Source organism: Roseateles sp. DB2 (assembly GCF_051857535.1).
GTDB lineage: Bacteria > Pseudomonadota > Gammaproteobacteria > Burkholderiales > Burkholderiaceae_C > Roseateles_B.
Genome location: NZ_JBPZGY010000017.1, coordinates 12,643 through 27,473, shown reverse-complemented (window position 1 = coordinate 27,473; position 14,831 = coordinate 12,643). Strand labels below are relative to the sequence as shown.

Annotated in this window: 14 protein-coding genes; 3 read left to right on the top strand and 11 right to left on the bottom strand. The window is 68.9% G+C overall.

Annotated features, from left to right (window positions below; all coding sequences use genetic code 11):
• Positions 1-34: 34 nt before the first annotated feature.
• Positions 35-1,462, bottom strand: coding sequence for a flippase (locus ACS5PK_RS19725; RefSeq protein ID WP_439441977.1), 1,428 nt, complete (start codon positions 1,460-1,462; stop codon positions 35-37).
• A gap of 122 nt (positions 1,463-1,584) precedes the next feature.
• Between ACS5PK_RS19725 and ACS5PK_RS19720 the strand changes: the two genes are divergently transcribed.
• The 3 genes from ACS5PK_RS19720 to ACS5PK_RS19710 are packed head-to-tail and all read left to right on the top strand — an operon-like array spanning position 1,585 to position 4,875.
• Positions 1,585-1,815: a hypothetical protein gene (locus ACS5PK_RS19720; RefSeq protein WP_439441976.1), complete on the top strand. Its 231-nt coding sequence runs from the start codon at positions 1,585-1,587 to the stop codon at positions 1,813-1,815.
• Entirely contained in the window at positions 1,812-3,764 is a 1,953-nt protein-coding gene (locus ACS5PK_RS19715) for a sulfatase (protein ID WP_439441975.1), read from the top strand. Before ACS5PK_RS19720 ends, ACS5PK_RS19715 begins: the two co-directional genes overlap by 4 nt.
• 10 nt (positions 3,765-3,774) lie before the next feature.
• On the top strand, positions 3,775-4,875 hold the full coding sequence (locus tag ACS5PK_RS19710) for a sulfotransferase (protein WP_439441974.1): 1,101 nt from the start codon (positions 3,775-3,777) through the stop codon (positions 4,873-4,875).
• 38 nt (positions 4,876-4,913) lie between these two features.
• Here the strand turns inward: ACS5PK_RS19710 and ACS5PK_RS19705 are convergent, their stop codons facing one another.
• The 10 genes from ACS5PK_RS19705 to ACS5PK_RS19660 form a co-directional block, all read right to left on the bottom strand.
• On the bottom strand, positions 4,914-6,110 hold the full coding sequence (locus ACS5PK_RS19705) for a type II secretion system F family protein (RefSeq protein WP_439441973.1): 1,197 nt from the start codon (positions 6,108-6,110) through the stop codon (positions 4,914-4,916).
• Positions 6,110-7,849: a GspE/PulE family protein gene (locus ACS5PK_RS19700; RefSeq protein ID WP_439441972.1), complete on the bottom strand. Its 1,740-nt coding sequence runs from the start codon at positions 7,847-7,849 to the stop codon at positions 6,110-6,112. Before ACS5PK_RS19700 ends, ACS5PK_RS19705 begins: the two co-directional genes overlap by 1 nt.
• A 2-nt stretch (positions 7,850-7,851) precedes the next feature.
• On the bottom strand, positions 7,852-10,053 hold the full coding sequence (locus ACS5PK_RS19695) for a secretin N-terminal domain-containing protein (RefSeq protein ID WP_439441971.1): 2,202 nt from the start codon (positions 10,051-10,053) through the stop codon (positions 7,852-7,854).
• Positions 10,046-10,471 carry a hypothetical protein gene (locus ACS5PK_RS19690; RefSeq protein WP_439441970.1) on the bottom strand — a complete coding sequence of 142 codons (426 nt, stop codon included), beginning with the start codon at positions 10,469-10,471 and terminating at the stop codon, positions 10,046-10,048. The genes ACS5PK_RS19695 and ACS5PK_RS19690 overlap by 8 nt, the downstream gene beginning before the upstream one ends.
• An 11-nt stretch (positions 10,472-10,482) precedes the next feature.
• Positions 10,483-11,097, bottom strand: a complete 615-nt coding sequence (locus tag ACS5PK_RS19685) for a hypothetical protein (protein WP_439441969.1) — start codon at positions 11,095-11,097, stop codon at positions 10,483-10,485.
• Positions 11,094-12,296: a hypothetical protein gene (locus tag ACS5PK_RS19680; protein ID WP_439441968.1), complete on the bottom strand. Its 1,203-nt coding sequence runs from the start codon at positions 12,294-12,296 to the stop codon at positions 11,094-11,096. The genes ACS5PK_RS19685 and ACS5PK_RS19680 overlap by 4 nt, the downstream gene beginning before the upstream one ends.
• Positions 12,297-12,399: 103 nt before the next feature.
• Complete coding sequence (locus ACS5PK_RS19675) at positions 12,400-13,371, bottom strand: general secretion pathway protein GspK (RefSeq protein WP_439441967.1); 972 nt, start codon at positions 13,369-13,371, stop codon at positions 12,400-12,402.
• Positions 13,368-13,994 (bottom strand): type II secretion system protein, encoded by a 627-nt coding sequence (locus tag ACS5PK_RS19670; protein WP_439441966.1) that lies wholly within the window; start codon positions 13,992-13,994, stop codon positions 13,368-13,370. Before ACS5PK_RS19670 ends, ACS5PK_RS19675 begins: the two co-directional genes overlap by 4 nt.
• Complete coding sequence (locus ACS5PK_RS19665) at positions 13,991-14,440, bottom strand: type II secretion system protein (protein ID WP_439441965.1); 450 nt, start codon at positions 14,438-14,440, stop codon at positions 13,991-13,993. The genes ACS5PK_RS19670 and ACS5PK_RS19665 overlap by 4 nt, the downstream gene beginning before the upstream one ends.
• On the bottom strand, positions 14,437-14,826 hold the full coding sequence (locus ACS5PK_RS19660) for a prepilin-type N-terminal cleavage/methylation domain-containing protein (protein WP_439441964.1): 390 nt from the start codon (positions 14,824-14,826) through the stop codon (positions 14,437-14,439). The genes ACS5PK_RS19665 and ACS5PK_RS19660 overlap by 4 nt, the downstream gene beginning before the upstream one ends.
• Positions 14,827-14,831 lie beyond the last annotated feature (5 nt).

Here is a 14,831-nt window from a genome sequence, read left to right as displayed (position 1 = left end):
TCACTGGCCTGGCGGCGCCTTCAGCGCCCAGCGCTCAGGCGACATCCTGGCGCCAGCGCTGCAAGCTTCGCCGGGCAGCCCAGGCCGACACAGCCGCGACCAGCACCCAGAGCGCCCCCCGCGCAGGCAGGCTGGCGACCAGGCAGGCAGCAAAGGGCAGCAAGGACAGGGCCAGCCCGCCCACGCGACGGACCGGCAACGTCCCCCCGTCGCGGCAGGCCAGCCAGAACATGCCCGCGGCGTCGACCACCATGCGCAGGAGCCAGGCCAGCGCGGCGCCCATCAGCCCCCAGCGCGAGCACAGGCCCCACAGCAGGACGAGGAACAGCGGCAGCTCGGCCAGATGCAGCAGGGCCGGCGCCCTGAAGGCACCCCGCCCCTGCAGCCAGGTCAGCGGGACGTGGGCAAGACAGTTGACCAGGATGCCGATGCAGAACACCTGCAGGACAGGCCCGCTGCGCGCGGCAAAGTCGGCGTCGATCCAGCGTGCCAGCAGCTCATGCGCGAACAGTGCCAAACCCAGCGTGATCGGCCACAACACCCAGAACAGAAGGCCCACAGCCTCATGGAACATGCGCCAGGCATCAGCAGCGCGCCCATGGGCGCGCGCTGCAAAGGCCGGGAACAGGACCGCGGTCAGGGCGCCCGGGATGATCCACAGCTTGGTGATCAGCTCCTGTGGCGTGGCATAGGCCGCCACAGCCGCCGCGGAGACCGTCGCCCCGATGACGAAGCGGTCCACATAGCCCATGAAGGGGCTCACCACATTGCTCAGGGTCAGCCAGCCGCCGGACACCAGCATGGGCCGAACCCAGCGCCATTGCCAGCGCAGGCGCCCCCGCCAGTCCGGGAGCAGGTGCCAGGCACAGACCAGGTGGGCGACGAAGCCTACGAGCCTGCCTGCGGCCAGTGCCAGCGTGAGACCCAGCAGATCCGGGCCGTTCAGGCGCATCAGCAGCCAGGGTCCGGCAAAGGTCCAGAGCCCCATGGGCAGGCGGATGGCATTCAAGGCCCGGAAGGCATGGCAGGCTTCCAGCATGCCTCGCAGTCCGGCCGTGACCACGATGAAGGGCAGCGTGAGGCCCATCACCACCGTGGCGGAGACTGCCTCGTCGGGCAGCGTGAGCTGGCGAATCCAGTGCGTGGCAAAGGGCGCCATCACCAGCATCAGCAGACCGCCGAGCAAACCCATCAGCCCCATCATCGCCAGGGCAGTGCTCACCAGCGGACCGACATCCTCTTGCTGCTTCAGCGCCAGCACCTGGGCCAGGCGTTGCGTCAGCGCCCGCGACAGGCCCAGGTCGAACAAGCCGAAATAGCTGGTCACCGCCCAGACGAGGGTCAGCAGACCGAATCGCTCGGCGCCCAGGCCCAGCACCAGCTGGGGCATGAGGACCAGGGCCAGCAGCAGGGGAGTGCCGAGACCGACGAGGTTGAGCAGCGTATCGCGTGCGAGCTTCAAAGTACGGGAAACACTGGGTGACAAAGGCGCCGGGGCGCAGCGCCCATGAACGCGCACCTGATCGGCGGCGGATTCTATAGTGCACAGCTAAAATGCAGCACTTTCATCTGACCCGCCTGCCCATGTCCAAGGTGCTGCCTTCCATTTGCCGACCATTGCTCGTCGGGCTGGTCTGCCTTTTTGCGAGTTCCGGCGCCTTTGCCTACATCGATCCCAATGCGGGCGGCCTGCTGTTCCAGTTGCTCGCGCCCGTCATTGCGGCCATCGTCGGCGTCTGGATGGTGGCGCGCCGCTGGCTGGTCGACACGGTCAGGCGCCTGCTGCGACGCAAGGGTCCGCAAGATTCTCAATGAGGCGCGGCCCTCACACCGACCGCGGCATCGCATGGCCCCGGGCCTCGCTGTGGCAGCTCTTCAGCCATGCGCTGAGCGCGTTGCTGCTGTTATGGCTGCCCTTTGCCTTGCTGCGCCAGCTCGACGCCTTCATCGCCTTCAGGACTGCGTCTGAACTCGGTTCGGACCTGGCGCTGGCTGCCGTGCTCATCGGCCTGCAGTGCCTGCTGCTCGCCGTGCTGGGCCTGACGCTGCGGGGGCTGCTGGCGCTCGTCCCGGCCGGACGGCGATGGGCCGATCCGGCCGCCTGGGCCCTGGTACTGATCCCCTGCGCATGGGTCTGCCTGTGGCAGCTCGGTGGCAGCAGCTGGGCCTGGTTCAAGCTGACCGCCGGTGCCGATGTCAGCCTCACCCCGCATGCCCGCATCACCGTCACCCTGCTGTTGCTGCTGGTGCTGGGCTGGGGCATGTGGAAGGGCATGGCGCACCGCATCGCAGGGCCGCTGCTGAACATGCTGCAGTCCATTCGCTCCCTGGCTCTGATCCTGCTGGTGACGGCCGCGGGCGCGACGGCCTGGCACCCGCCGCGCCTGCTGCAGCCTGCCAGCCCTGTGCGCCCCGCGTCGACGCCCACGGCGGTCAAGGACATCTTCCTGATCACGATAGACACGCTGGCCGAGCGGGATGCCCAGGTCTGCGCAAGCGGTGACACGCTGATGCCGCATCTCAGGAAGTTCGCCGCGCAGGCCACCTGCTTCAGCCGTGCCTACAGCAGCGCCAACTTCACCACACCCAGCACCATCACCCTGGAAACGGGGGCCTTGCCCTGGCATCACTGGGGTGTGCAGATCGTGGCCAAGGCGGCGACACCGCTGCAGCAGGGCTCGCTGGCGCCGGCATTGCGTCAGGCCGGCTACCGGACGCTGTCCTTCAGCGCCAACATCCTGGCCAGTCCTCGCCACCACGGCACGGACCCGGGCTACGACGACCAGCGCATCCTGGGCAGCACCGCCCTGGGCAGCCAGCCGCGCGTCCTGCTGACGCGCTTCCCCGACACCACCCTGCCCTTCTGGCTGTCCAGCCTGGTGCCCTTCCTGGACACCCTGGATGTCTACCTGCACGGGGCCACCCACCCCTACCCGCCTCAGCTCACCTATGAGCCGGCACTGGCTGCCATCGGCGAGCGCGGCTCCAGCTTTGCCTGGGTGCACACGCTGCCGCCCCATGATCCCTTCCTGCCACCAGCGTCCACCAAAGGCCGGCTGCTGCCCGGCGACGAGCTGGGCAAATGGTCCCAGCAACTGGGCATGACGGCATTCACCGAGGCGCAACAGGGCCTCGTCAACAAGCATCGGCTCCGGTATCGCGAAGGCATCATGGGCGCCGACGAAGCACTGGGCCAGTTCCTCACCCAGCTGGAGCAGGCCGGGCGGCTGGATGACGCCCTGGTGATCGTGACCTCGGACCACGGCGAGTCCTTTGCACACGGCTACATGGGCCATGCGGGCGACATCCTGACGGACGATGTCCTGCGCGTGCCCTTGCTCATCAAGCTGCCCAGACAGCGCCAGGCCCGCGTGGTGGACCAGCCCGTCAGCCTCGCTGACGTCGCCCCGACCATTGCCGACCTGGGCGGGGCGCCGCCTCTGCCCTACCAGGACGGCCGCAGCCTGCGCCCGGCCCTGTTCGGCGAACCTTTCCCACCCCAGCCTGTGTTTGCCATGGCGATGGAGCGCCAGAGCCGTTTCGCGCCCCTGCAGCGCGGTCGTTACGTGGTTGTGGACGGCCTGCTGAAACTGGTGCTGGACAAGGGCAAGGGGAGCACGCAGCTGTTTGAACTCGGCAGCGACCCCGACGAACTTCACGACCTGTCGGCCGCACGCCCTCAGGACACCGCGCGCCTGGGGCAAGTGCTGGACGAACGTCTCCGTGAAGCGGAAGCCCGCCGTCAGCGCCTGTTCCCGCGCTGAGAGCCTCCCCATGCTGCCCCTCAGTCAGAACCTCCTCAAGTGGCTGCAGCAGCCCGCAGCGCAATGGCAGGCCATGCCGCTGCGCACCCGCGCCCGCCTGCGCTGGAGCAGCCACTGGAACAGCCTGAATCTCAAGCTCAGCCGCGCGCGCCTGCCTGCAACGCGGGTGGCCGAACCTGCGCCATGGCTCATCCTGGGCTGCTGGCGCAGCGGCACGACCGTGATGCACGAGCTGCTGGCTGCCGCCACCGGACTGCCCACGCCCGAGACCTGGCAGTGCATGAGTGCCTGCAGCTTTGCCTTGCTGGGCGCACCGCCGCCGAGCAGCCCCATCGCCCGCCCCATGGATGGACTGGAAGTGGGTCCACGATCCCCGCAGGAGGACGAGTTCGCCCTGCTCTCCATGGGCGTGGACTCGGCCTACCGGGCCTTCCTGGCACCCGCGCGGCTGCCCGAGCTGACCGACACCCTGGAGGCCCGGCACTGGCTGGCCAGCAACGACTGGCTGGACAGCCTGGCAGACTTTCTTGCCCTGTGCCGACTGAGCCTGTCCGCGACCGGACGTCCTATGCTGCTCAAGTCCCCCAACCACACCTTCAGACTGCAGGCCCTGCGGCGGCGCTGGCCGCAGGCCAAAGTAGTCTGGATGATGCGGGACGCGGCCGCCGTCTTCCATTCCAACCGCAAGATGTGGCGCCAGATGTTTGACGCCCACCATCTTCCCGGCACCGACCCCGTCAGCGACGACGTTCTGGACGCCTTCCTGGCCAAGGCCATCCATGCCTGTGCCGACCAGTTGCGCTGGCTGTTGCAGCAGCCCGATCAGGACTGGAGCCTCTGCACCCATGCAGAGCTGCTGGCCCAGCCCCGGCAGGCCGTGTTGCGGCAGTTGCAGATGCTGGAGCCCGGGCTGGCTGTTGATGAGACCCAGTTCAGGCAGGCCTTGCTTCGCACCGGCACCGGCCGGGTGGAGCAGTACCACGCCGCCGTGCCCGCCGTGGCCCATGACGCCGTCCTGGCGCTGCAAGCGGCACAGGAGGAGGCCTGGCGCGTTCAGTCTGCGCGGCAGCAGGCGCGGGGTCCGATGCCCCCGGACGTGACCCAGGACTGAAGGACGCACAGCCGGCGCCCGCAGCGCCGCTGCCTGGCTCAGATGGACGAGTTCAGGCTGGTGACCGTCAGCATCACCGCGGTCATGATGAAGCCGATCACCCCGCCGATCACCAGGATGGCGGCCGGCTCGATCAAGCCCAGCAGCCGGGTCTGCGTGGTGCGGGCGCTGTCAGTCTGCGATTCACCCAGGGCCAGGAGCATGCGCGGCAGTTCGCCCGAGCGCTCACCGACGCGGATCAGGTTGATGCGGGTCGCCGGAAACCATGTTTGCGTCGACAGGGCATCCGCCAGGGCATCCCCCTGCTGGAGCGCGCGCGCCGTGCGTTCCAGCCCGGCGCGCATGGCGTCGATGCGCAAGGCACCCAAGGCCAGGGTCATGGCCGGCACGATGGCCACCCGGTTGTCCAGCAGCGTGCCCAGCACCGTGGCCCAGCGCCCGATCTCCATCTGGTGCAGCCAGGGCCCCACCCCCGGCAGGCGAGAGAGCTGCTGGAACAGCCAGTGCCGCACCCGCGGCTGGGCCAGGAGAGCAGCCAGCAGGGCGAGCCCCGCAGCACCCGCGATCAGCACGGCCTCCAGATGCGTCTTGACGTAGACCCCTGACTCAATCATCAGGCGCGAGATCTCTGGCACCTCTGCGCGCGCATTGCGCAGCATCGGCGCAAACTTGGGAACCACGAAAACGAAGATGTAGAACACCGCGGCGATCCCCACGGTGACAAGAAGACTTGGATAGACCAGGGCGCTGCGCAGCGCCTCGCTGGACTTCCGGTCCAGCTCCATCTGGGCTGCCGCATCCGACAGAGCACGCGCCAGCTGGCCGCTGGCCTCGCCCGCCTGCGTCAAGGCATGCACATATCCCGGCAGCTTCAGCGCCGGCATCTCCAGCGCCGTGGACAGGCGCCCGCCCCCGCGCACATGGGCATGCATCTCGGCCAGCGCAGGCCCCAGCGGATGGCTGGCATAGGCTTGCGTCAGGCTGGGCAGCGTGTCTCCGAGCGAGACCCCAGCCTTGAGCAGTGTCGCCAGCTCCTGCAGCAACATGACCTGATCGGCCCGGCTGATGGAGCCGCGACGCCGGGCCGCCACGGGAGTCTCCTGGCGCTCCTGCAACTGGACGACCGTGAGCCCCTGCTCCGCGAGCGCCCGCACGGCCGCCGCCTCGTCTGGCGCGTCCAGGCGGCCACGGGTCTCGCGCCCGTCGGCATCGCGGGCCCGGTAATCGAACTGCATCAGGCAGGCACTCCTGCGCCGGTGGACCGGTAGACCTCGTCCATGGTGCTGAGACCCTGCATGACCTTCAGTGCGCCTTCCTGGGCCAGGCTGCGGCGCCCAGCCTCATTGGCCATGCGCTCCAACTCGCCCATGCCCAGACCTTGTGCGATGCCGTGCTGCATTGCCGGCCCCACATCCATCATCTCGTACAGGCCGATCCGGCCCGAGAAGCCGGTATGGCCACAGGCCGGGCAACCCACAGGCTGGCGCCAACGGGCCTCCACCGCCATGGGGCCCGCGCCGGCACTGGCCAGCGCGGCAGCGTCGGCAAGGGCGTCGGCATGCGCGTGGGCCCAGTCAGCGTCACTGAGCAGGGCCGGCCGCTCGCCGTCGACCGCACACTGGGCGCACAGGCGACGCACCAGGCGCTGAGCCATCACGGCCCGCAGGGCAGCCCCGACCAGAAAGGGTTCCACGCCCATGTCGATCAGCCGCGTGATGGCGGAGGGCGCGTCATTCGTGTGCAGCGTGGCGAGCACCAGGTGACCCGTCAATGCGGACTGGATGGCGATTTCCGCGGTCTCGCGATCACGGATCTCGCCCACCATGATGACGTCCGGATCATGGCGCAGGAAGGCACGCAGGGCCCGGGCAAAGGTGTAGCCGATCTCGGGCTGCGCCTGCACCTGGATCACATGGGGCAGGCGGAACTCCACCGGATCCTCCACCGTCACGATCTTGCGGGTGAAGTCATTGGTCGCAGCCAGTGCCGAATAGAGGGTGGTGCTCTTGCCTGAGCCCGTCGGACCCGTGACCAGCACCAGGCCGTTGGGGATGTTGAGCCAGCGGCGGAACAGCTGCAGCTGCGTCGGGCGCAGGCCCAGGCGTTCGAGAGAGAGGTCCGCCACCTGCTTGGGCAGCAGACGCATCACCACGGACTCGCCGTGGACCGCCGGTATGGTGGAGACGCGGATATCGATCTCCACACCGGCCGCCCGGGTGGAGATGCGGCCATCCTGCGGAAGCCGACGCTCGGCAATGTCCAGGCCGCCGACCAGCTTGATGCGCGACACCACGGCCGGATAGCGCCCCATGTCCACCTGCTGGCGGCGATGCAGGACGCCGTCAATGCGCAGCCGGACCTCGAACTCGCGCTCACCGGGCTCGAGGTGGATGTCCGACGCCCGCGCCTCCACAGCCTGCGCCACGAGGTTGTTGACAAAGGCGATGACAGGGGCGTCCTCGGCGAGCTCGCGCAAGGTGCGCTCGTCCTGCGCATGGAGGCTCAGCGCATTCATGCGCAGACGCTGGGCCCACTGCTCGAACTCGCCATCGGCCATCAACTGCCAGCGGGCCGTCTCGAGGGCCGGCATCTGCGCCACCTCCTCCAGCAGGTCGGCCCGCAGGGGATCGGCGCTGGCCAACTGCCAGCCGCCTTCGGCATCCCGCCAGGCGAGCAGGCCGGCTGCCAGCAGGCGGCTGCCCTGGCTACCGAGCTCAGCCATGCCAGCGCGCAGTTCGGACTCGACCAACTGCGCGCCGCGCACCCAGGGCAGCCCGAGCTGGGCAGACAGCACAGGCATGAGGCTGTCGGTGGTGAGCGCCCCCATGCGCAGCAGCACGGCGCCCAGGCGGCCGCCATGCGAGGCCTGGTAGGCCAGGGCCGCCTGCAGCTCAGGCTCCCGCAGGGCCTCGCCACGCAGCAGCAGCTCGCCCAGGCGCATCTGCGCTTGCGGTGGGGTCAGGTCTTGCGCCATGGTCAACGTCCGGCGCCGGCACCGCTGGCCGGTGCCGAGGCGGCTGCCGGCGGGCGGGGCGTGCTCTCCTCGCCAGGGGGCAGCGGCGCCAGCGGCTTGGTCTGATTGGCCCAGCTGCCCAGCGACTTGCGGAAGGCATCGGTGATGACTTCGGCGTCGTGCGCGTCATTGGCGATGTAAGGCGTGATCAGCACGATCAGCTCACGGCGGTCACCGCCGCGGGACTGCTTGCCGAACAGGCTGCCCAGCACCGGCACGTCCTTGAGGAAAGGGATGCCGCTGGAGGTCTGCGAGCCATTCTCCGAGATCAGGCCGCCCAGCAGGACCGTGGCGCCATTGCGCAGGGTGAGCTTGGTGTCGATCTTGCGCGTCTTGAAGGTGGGGGTCGTGGTGACGCCGTTGTCCGTCTTGGCCGACTCGCTGACCTCCTGTGTCACGTCCAGATCGACCTGGTCACCGGAATGGATGACGGGCTTGATCTTGAGGATCACCCCCGTGCTGCGGTACTGCACCGTCTGCAGCAGGCCCGGCTGCGCGGTGCCCCCGACGGCCGTGGACTGCTGCGAAGTGATGATGGGCACCTCCTGCCCGACCTGGATGGTGGCCGTCTCGCCATTGCGTGCCATCAGTCGCGGGCTGGAAAGGATGGTGGCCCGGTTGGTGGAGGCCATGGCCGTCACGGCCAGACGCATCGCCCCGGCACCATTGAAGATGCGCAGATTGCCGCTGCCCGCCAGGCCCGCACCGGGCGCCAGGCTCGAGGCGTTGTTGCTGATCACGGCCTTGCCGCCGCCGCCGAGGCTGATGGTGTCGGACAACCAGTCAAAGCCCAGGTCCTTGGAATCGTCCGTCGACAGCTCCGCCACCGTGACCTCGATCAGCGCGGCCTTGGTGGGCCGGTCCAGGGTCTGCAGCAGCGTGGAGATCTGTCCATATTCCTCCGGACGCGCCTGGAAGATCAGGACGTTGGTGGACTTGTCCACGACCACCGAACTCAGCCGGTTGGATTCCGCCGAAGCCCCGGGGGCGCTGCCGGTGCTGCCATTGCCGCCCTGGGCGGAAGAGCCCGTCGATGTGCTGCGGGCACTCCCGGAGAGGATGCGGTCCAGCGTCTGCGCCAGCAGTTCGGCATCCTTGTGCTTCACGGCATAGGTGAAGAAGGACTTGCCGATGCCGCGCTCGTTCGGACGGTCCAGTGTCCGCGCCCATTCGGCCACATGCGAGGCCACCGCGTCGGAGTTGCCGAACACATAGACCACATTCAGCGCCGAGATGGGCAGCAGGATGATGGGATAGCGGGCCGCGCCCGGCGTGACCGCCGTGCCGACGGGATGCACGGCATAGCCTTCGGCACTCAGCACTTCCGAAAGCCGCCGTGCCAGTTCCTCGGCCGACCAGTAGGCAGGGTTCAGGGCCAGGCTGGACCGCCCCTTCATGGCGGGCTGGTCAAGCGCAGAGATGGCCTCGAGCGCGGCTTTCACATTGTCTGGATTGCCCTTGAGCAGCACGGCATTGCGGCCAGCGTCATCGGAGACGGAGACGCGATCGCCGAACATGGTGCGCAGCCAGCTGACGACATCCACCTGGCGCACGGCCTGCAGGGTCACCAGGTGAAAGACGGGGCGCAGCGGTTGCGGCACGTCAGGCGTCGCGCCGCCGTACTGGATCACCGGCAGGTCGCCCAGCGAAGCGTTGTCCGGCAGCACGCGCACGAGACCGCCGATGTCCACCACGGACAGGCCGTAGTTCTTGAGCAGCACACGGACCGCCTGCTCGATCTGCGAAGCCGTCTGACCTTCGCCGGTGCGGAAGGTCACCAGGTCCTGGCGCTGCAGCACCGACGGATGGACGGTCACCGACTTCTTCAAGACCTCCGAGTAGATCAGCTGGACAAAGGACGGCAGCGGCAGTTGCTGGATGTTGGCCGCCGCCAGCACGGGGTCGTTCAGGCGCGGCGTCTCCACCACCGGGCCCAGGGGCACGCTGGCGGCAGTAGCAGGGGGGCGCGGCGCATCACTGACGCTCAGGCTGCTCGAGCGCGTGTCCGCCAGCATCTGCGCGGTCTGCGACTTCACCGAGGTGTCGGCGGCCATGGGGCTCGGAACCCGGGGGGCGATCGGAGCGCAGGCCCCAAGCAACGCTGCCGCCACCATGCCGGCAGCGGTACTCATGCCGGCAGGCCGGGTCATCAGGCGTTCATTCACGGCGTTCCACTCCATATCTCGTTGTCTGCCGGCCCTTGCGGACCAGCACCTCGCTGTCCTCGATGGCCACGATGCGCTCGCCATTGGGCAGCTTGTCGCCCGCCTTCAGCTGCACCGGCGCCTTGCCCGCTGCATTGAACTGGATCAGCACGCTGCTGGCCTTGCCACGCTTGAAGAAGGCAGCGATGCGCCAGCCGGGATCCTCTGCAGGCGGCGGGGTCGTCAGGGGCTTTTCCGGGTCAAAAATAGGGGCACTGCTCAAGGCCAGCGCCTTCCCGACGGCATCCGGATGGCGTGGCAAGTCGGGCAGCTCCCAGACATCCCGGCGCCCGCCGACCAGGCCTTGCTCAGGACGGTAGGCCGGCGACAGCAAGGCACCCAGAGCGCCTGCTCCCAACACCAGGAGGACCGGGGTCATGTTTCGCAGCTTCAAGGCGTGGCTCCCGGGCGTCGCGCCAAGGCGCGCAGTTCAATTTCTGCGGTCGCGGGCTGGGACTGGGCCCGCATCACCAGGCGCTCGACCACGATGCTGCGCTCATTGCGCGCCACCTCGGCCAGGAAGCTGAACAGCGGGCCGCGCTGGAGATCGACCACCATGCGCGCACGCAGCAAGGTCGTATCGGTGGGCAAGGGATCCTTCTGGTCCAGCTTGCCGGCCTCAATCCGGGAGACCTGCAGCTCCCTGGCCTTCAGGCCGAGACGGGAACTCACCTCGCGGAGCCAATCCTGGAAGGCCGCCTCACTCAGGCCCAGCTCCGGCTCGGACCAGACCATGCCCTGGACCGCGGCCAGATGGTCTTGCCCCTGCGCCAGCCGCTGGCCCCACAGGTCGCCCTTGGCCGCACTGGTGAGGCGCTGCAGTTCGGCCTCGCGAGTCTGGAGGCGCTGCACGCCCGCGTCACAGGCATCGAGCAGGAGCAGGAGCAACCAGAGCAGGCCAATGCCCAGCACGGCCCACAGGCCGACGCGCAGACGGGCTGATGCCTCCCACTCGGCGCGCGCCTGGGCCCACTGCGTCTGTAGGGTCGTTGAGAAGGCACTCATTTCGAAGTCGGGATGGCGTCGAAGACGGAACTGGGCGGGAAGTCTGCCGGCGTGCCCGGCGCCTGCTTGGCTGGCGGCCTGGCGGCCGTGCTGGCGGGGAGTGCGGCTGGCCGGGCGGCGACAGACTGCGCGCCGCCCGGCAGCGGGTTGAGCTGCACCGGGGAAGGCGAAGGCGTGGCCGGGGGCGGCACTGCCGCACCCGTGGCGCCAAGCAGGGGTGCGGGTGCGGCGGCCGCAGCCGCGGCATCGGCCAGACTCGCGGCCACCGGCGCGCGCAGTCCGTCCAGGCGGATGTCCAGGACCACCAGACCCACGGCGTCCTCGGCACGCGCCTCGGTCACGTCCCGGAACCAGGCCCCGGCACCCAGGGCACGGATCAGGGCCGCGCGCTGCACAGTGGGGCCTGCCTGCAGCCCGACCCGCAAACGCTGGTCATGCAGGTCGACCATCTTGACGATGGCACCCGTGCCCGCCAGGGAGTCTCTCAGGTGTTCCATCACGTCGATGGGCAGGGGGCTGGACAGCCAGCGCTCGTAGGTCCGCAGTTGCTGAGCGGTGTCCAGCGCCTGCCTCCTCGACTGCGCTTGCTGGTCGGCCCGCTGGCTGAGGCCGGCAAAGCGCTCGTCCAGCTTCCGCTCTGCCAGGTGCAGGTCGATCCATTGCCGTCCGGCCAGGCCAAAGCACAGGGCCAGCGCCATGCCACAGACGAGCACCAGGCGGCGTTCGGTGTCCCTCTGCCCGGCATTGCCTTGGGGGTCGATCACCGGGATCCAGGAGCGGGCACGGACCGCGGCTGCTTCCAGCGCCGGCATGTCCTGGGCAGACTGGGCGCTGGCATGCAGGAAGTGGGACCAGGATTGTGCGTCGGGAGCCTTCGCCCACCACTGGCTGCTGCGCAGTTGCCCCGACTCCCAGCACTGGGCCTCCACCCCGTCCAGGCCTTGGACCAGGCGCACGCCCTCATCCATGGGCGTGACGAACAGCGGTTCCGGCTGCCACAGGACACGCCCCTCCTCGATGCCCGCCGCCTCCAGTGCCTCACGGGCAGCCCGGCGGTCCCAGCACACCGCCAGTCCCTGATCCCCGAGCAAGGCCAGGGCACAGCCCTTGTCCTCGAAGGGTTGCCAGGCCAGGGCCTGCATGCGCAAGGCTGCAAGGCGCTCATGGGCGGGCAGGGTCGACAGCCTGAACCAGCGCAAGCGGCAGCGACTGCGCGCAATGACAATGGGGATGCGCCCGACACGGCGCTGAGGCAAGCCGCGAAGGCCGCCCAGCGCCAGTACGGCAGGGGCATTATTCCCCTCAGGGGCGCTGCGCCAGCGAGAGAGGAAAGTTCGGGACGGCACGGAGCTCATCAGGGCTTTGGGGGGCTGGGGCGGTCTGCTGATCAAGAATGATCCAGGGCGCGGCCCCGGCCGGAACAAGCCGGACATTGTACTCAAGGGCCCTGGGCAAGCCGGGGGCCCAGGCGCGGATGCGGGAGCTGAATCCCGGCGCATAAATGTAGTCGTCCTGGTCCATGGGCAGCCCGATGGCGGCGGTGGCCATGCGACCGTTGGGCAGGCCGTCCTGGCGTCGGAGCACCTCCAGGCGCGCCAGCTGCGCCTCGTCCGCCTGAGGGAAACGGGCCCGCAGCACCGCCACCGGCGCGGTGTTCGGATTGAACTGGCGATCGACGTCCGTATGCAGCAGCTCGCGCAGCACCTTCAGCCGGGCGGGCTCACTGCCCCAGTGAGGCAGCTTGCCCAACTCCTCCACGCTCATCAGCCAGTCATTGCGCGGCGGCGGCAGGCCCAGGCGGCGATAGTCCTCCGCCTCTGCGCCGTTGAGCCGCTTGAGGTTGTCCACGTCCACATAGTCTTCGAGGACATCCAGGGCGGCGTCCGACAGTTGCGGGCTCATCCCCGCATCACGCAGAAGCCGCCCGACGGCCGGACGGTCCAAGGCATTCACCGAAAGCAGACCGCGATGGTCCTGCACATTGAGGAAGGCGCCGCCCGGCATGGCGTGCCAGCTGCCATCTTCCCGCAGCACCCCTTCGCCGGGACGGCCGTGCCCCATGGGCATGAGGCCGCGTGTTCCCATCCAGTACAGGGCCATTGCCTGCGCATCCAGTGCCAGGGTGCGCGCCTGCACGTACTGGCGCAGGCCCAGGGCTTCCTGGCGGCGCAGGTCCATGCGCTCGGCGAAACGCAGGGCGACGAAGGACGCCACGGCCAGCGTGCCCATCACCAGCAGCAGCACATAGCCTTGTTGAGTTCGACGATTCTTCATTGGAGCATCCAGTAGGCCAGGCTAGGCCGAGGCCCCTGCGTTGCCGCGATGCCCAACAAGAGATCCCCCCCCTGCGAGGCCGGCAGATGCAAGCGCAAGATGCGCGGCGGACGGCGCAGGACCTCGCGGTCATAAGGCCACTGCGACTGCCAGCGGCCCTGCTCGTCCAGGTAGTCGATACGGCCCGGCTCTCCGTGCCAAGCCAGCAGCACGGCAGGACGGGCCGCCTGCGCTTCGTCCAGGGAGGGGTCCTCCAGCTGCAGGACCAGGCGCTGCTCACCGGAGGACTGGCTCGATCCCTCAAAGCGCAGTTGCACGCGGCCATGGGCACTGCCAGGCAGGCTCATGGCCTCGGCACTGGAGAAACGAACCTGGCGGGCATCCCCGGTGAAGAGGTTCGGGCGCTCCACATACTCCGGCAGGGTCGCCTCCACCAGGCCGCGCAGGGCCGCCCGGGGCGCCCACTGCACGGAGGCCACCATCCCCTCCTCCTCCAGCCGGCGCTCCACCTGTGCCATCTGGTGCATCAGCTGCCCCAGCAGGCCCACGGCCATGGAGACGATCAGCAGCGTCACCATCAGCTCGAGCAGGGTGAGACCCCTGAGCGCTCGGCGCCTGCTCATGGCGACCTCGCGGGCAGGCTCGCACCTTCGCGCATGCGCCAGCCGGCCAGTGTCTGCGTCCATTGGGCATTCACGTCGCCGCGACGTGCCTGGGCCTGCACACGGTACAGCCCGATACGCCAGACTGGCTGAAGCACGCCGCCAAAGTCGTTTTCATCGTGCTCCGCGCCGATCAGTTCGCTGGTCCAGCGCACCTGCAGGCCGCCCAGGTCGGCGTCACCCTCGCGGTTCAGCGAGGGATTCAAGGTCGCCAGCCAGGCCTGCGCGTCCAGCTGCAGTTGGGCCTCCGCCCGTACCCGCTCGACGCGCAACAGCGTGTCACGACTCTGCTGCAGCCAGGCCATGAGGGCCACCGCGCTGGAGCCCAGAATCGTCAGGGCCACAATGGCCTCCAACAGACTGAACCCGCGCTGGGCCGCGATGGTGGGAGTGGTGGAGCGATTCATGGGAGCACGGTCACCCGCCCGGTCATTGGCTCGACCCGCCAGCGCTCCGGTGGGCGCGCGTCGAAGGACAGCATCAGCTCCCCGCCGGCGGCGAGACCCAGCGGCGTGTAGCGCAAGGGCTCCTTCAAAGACAACTCAATGCCCTCACGTGGCGGCGGCTGCTCGCGCAAGAGCTGCGGCGCACTGAGGCTGAGCGCTTCGCCGGACAGGAAAGCCCGCGCAGGGAGGGCCTCGATGCGAGCCTTCATGTCATTGCGCCAGCCCCGCTCCTGCGCCGACGCCAAGGCCTGCAGGACCCGTGGCGCCGCCACGCCAGCGGCCAGACCCAGGAGGGCCAGAACCACCAGCACCTCAAGAAGGGTGAAGCCTCGCCCCGAGCGGCTCATGACCT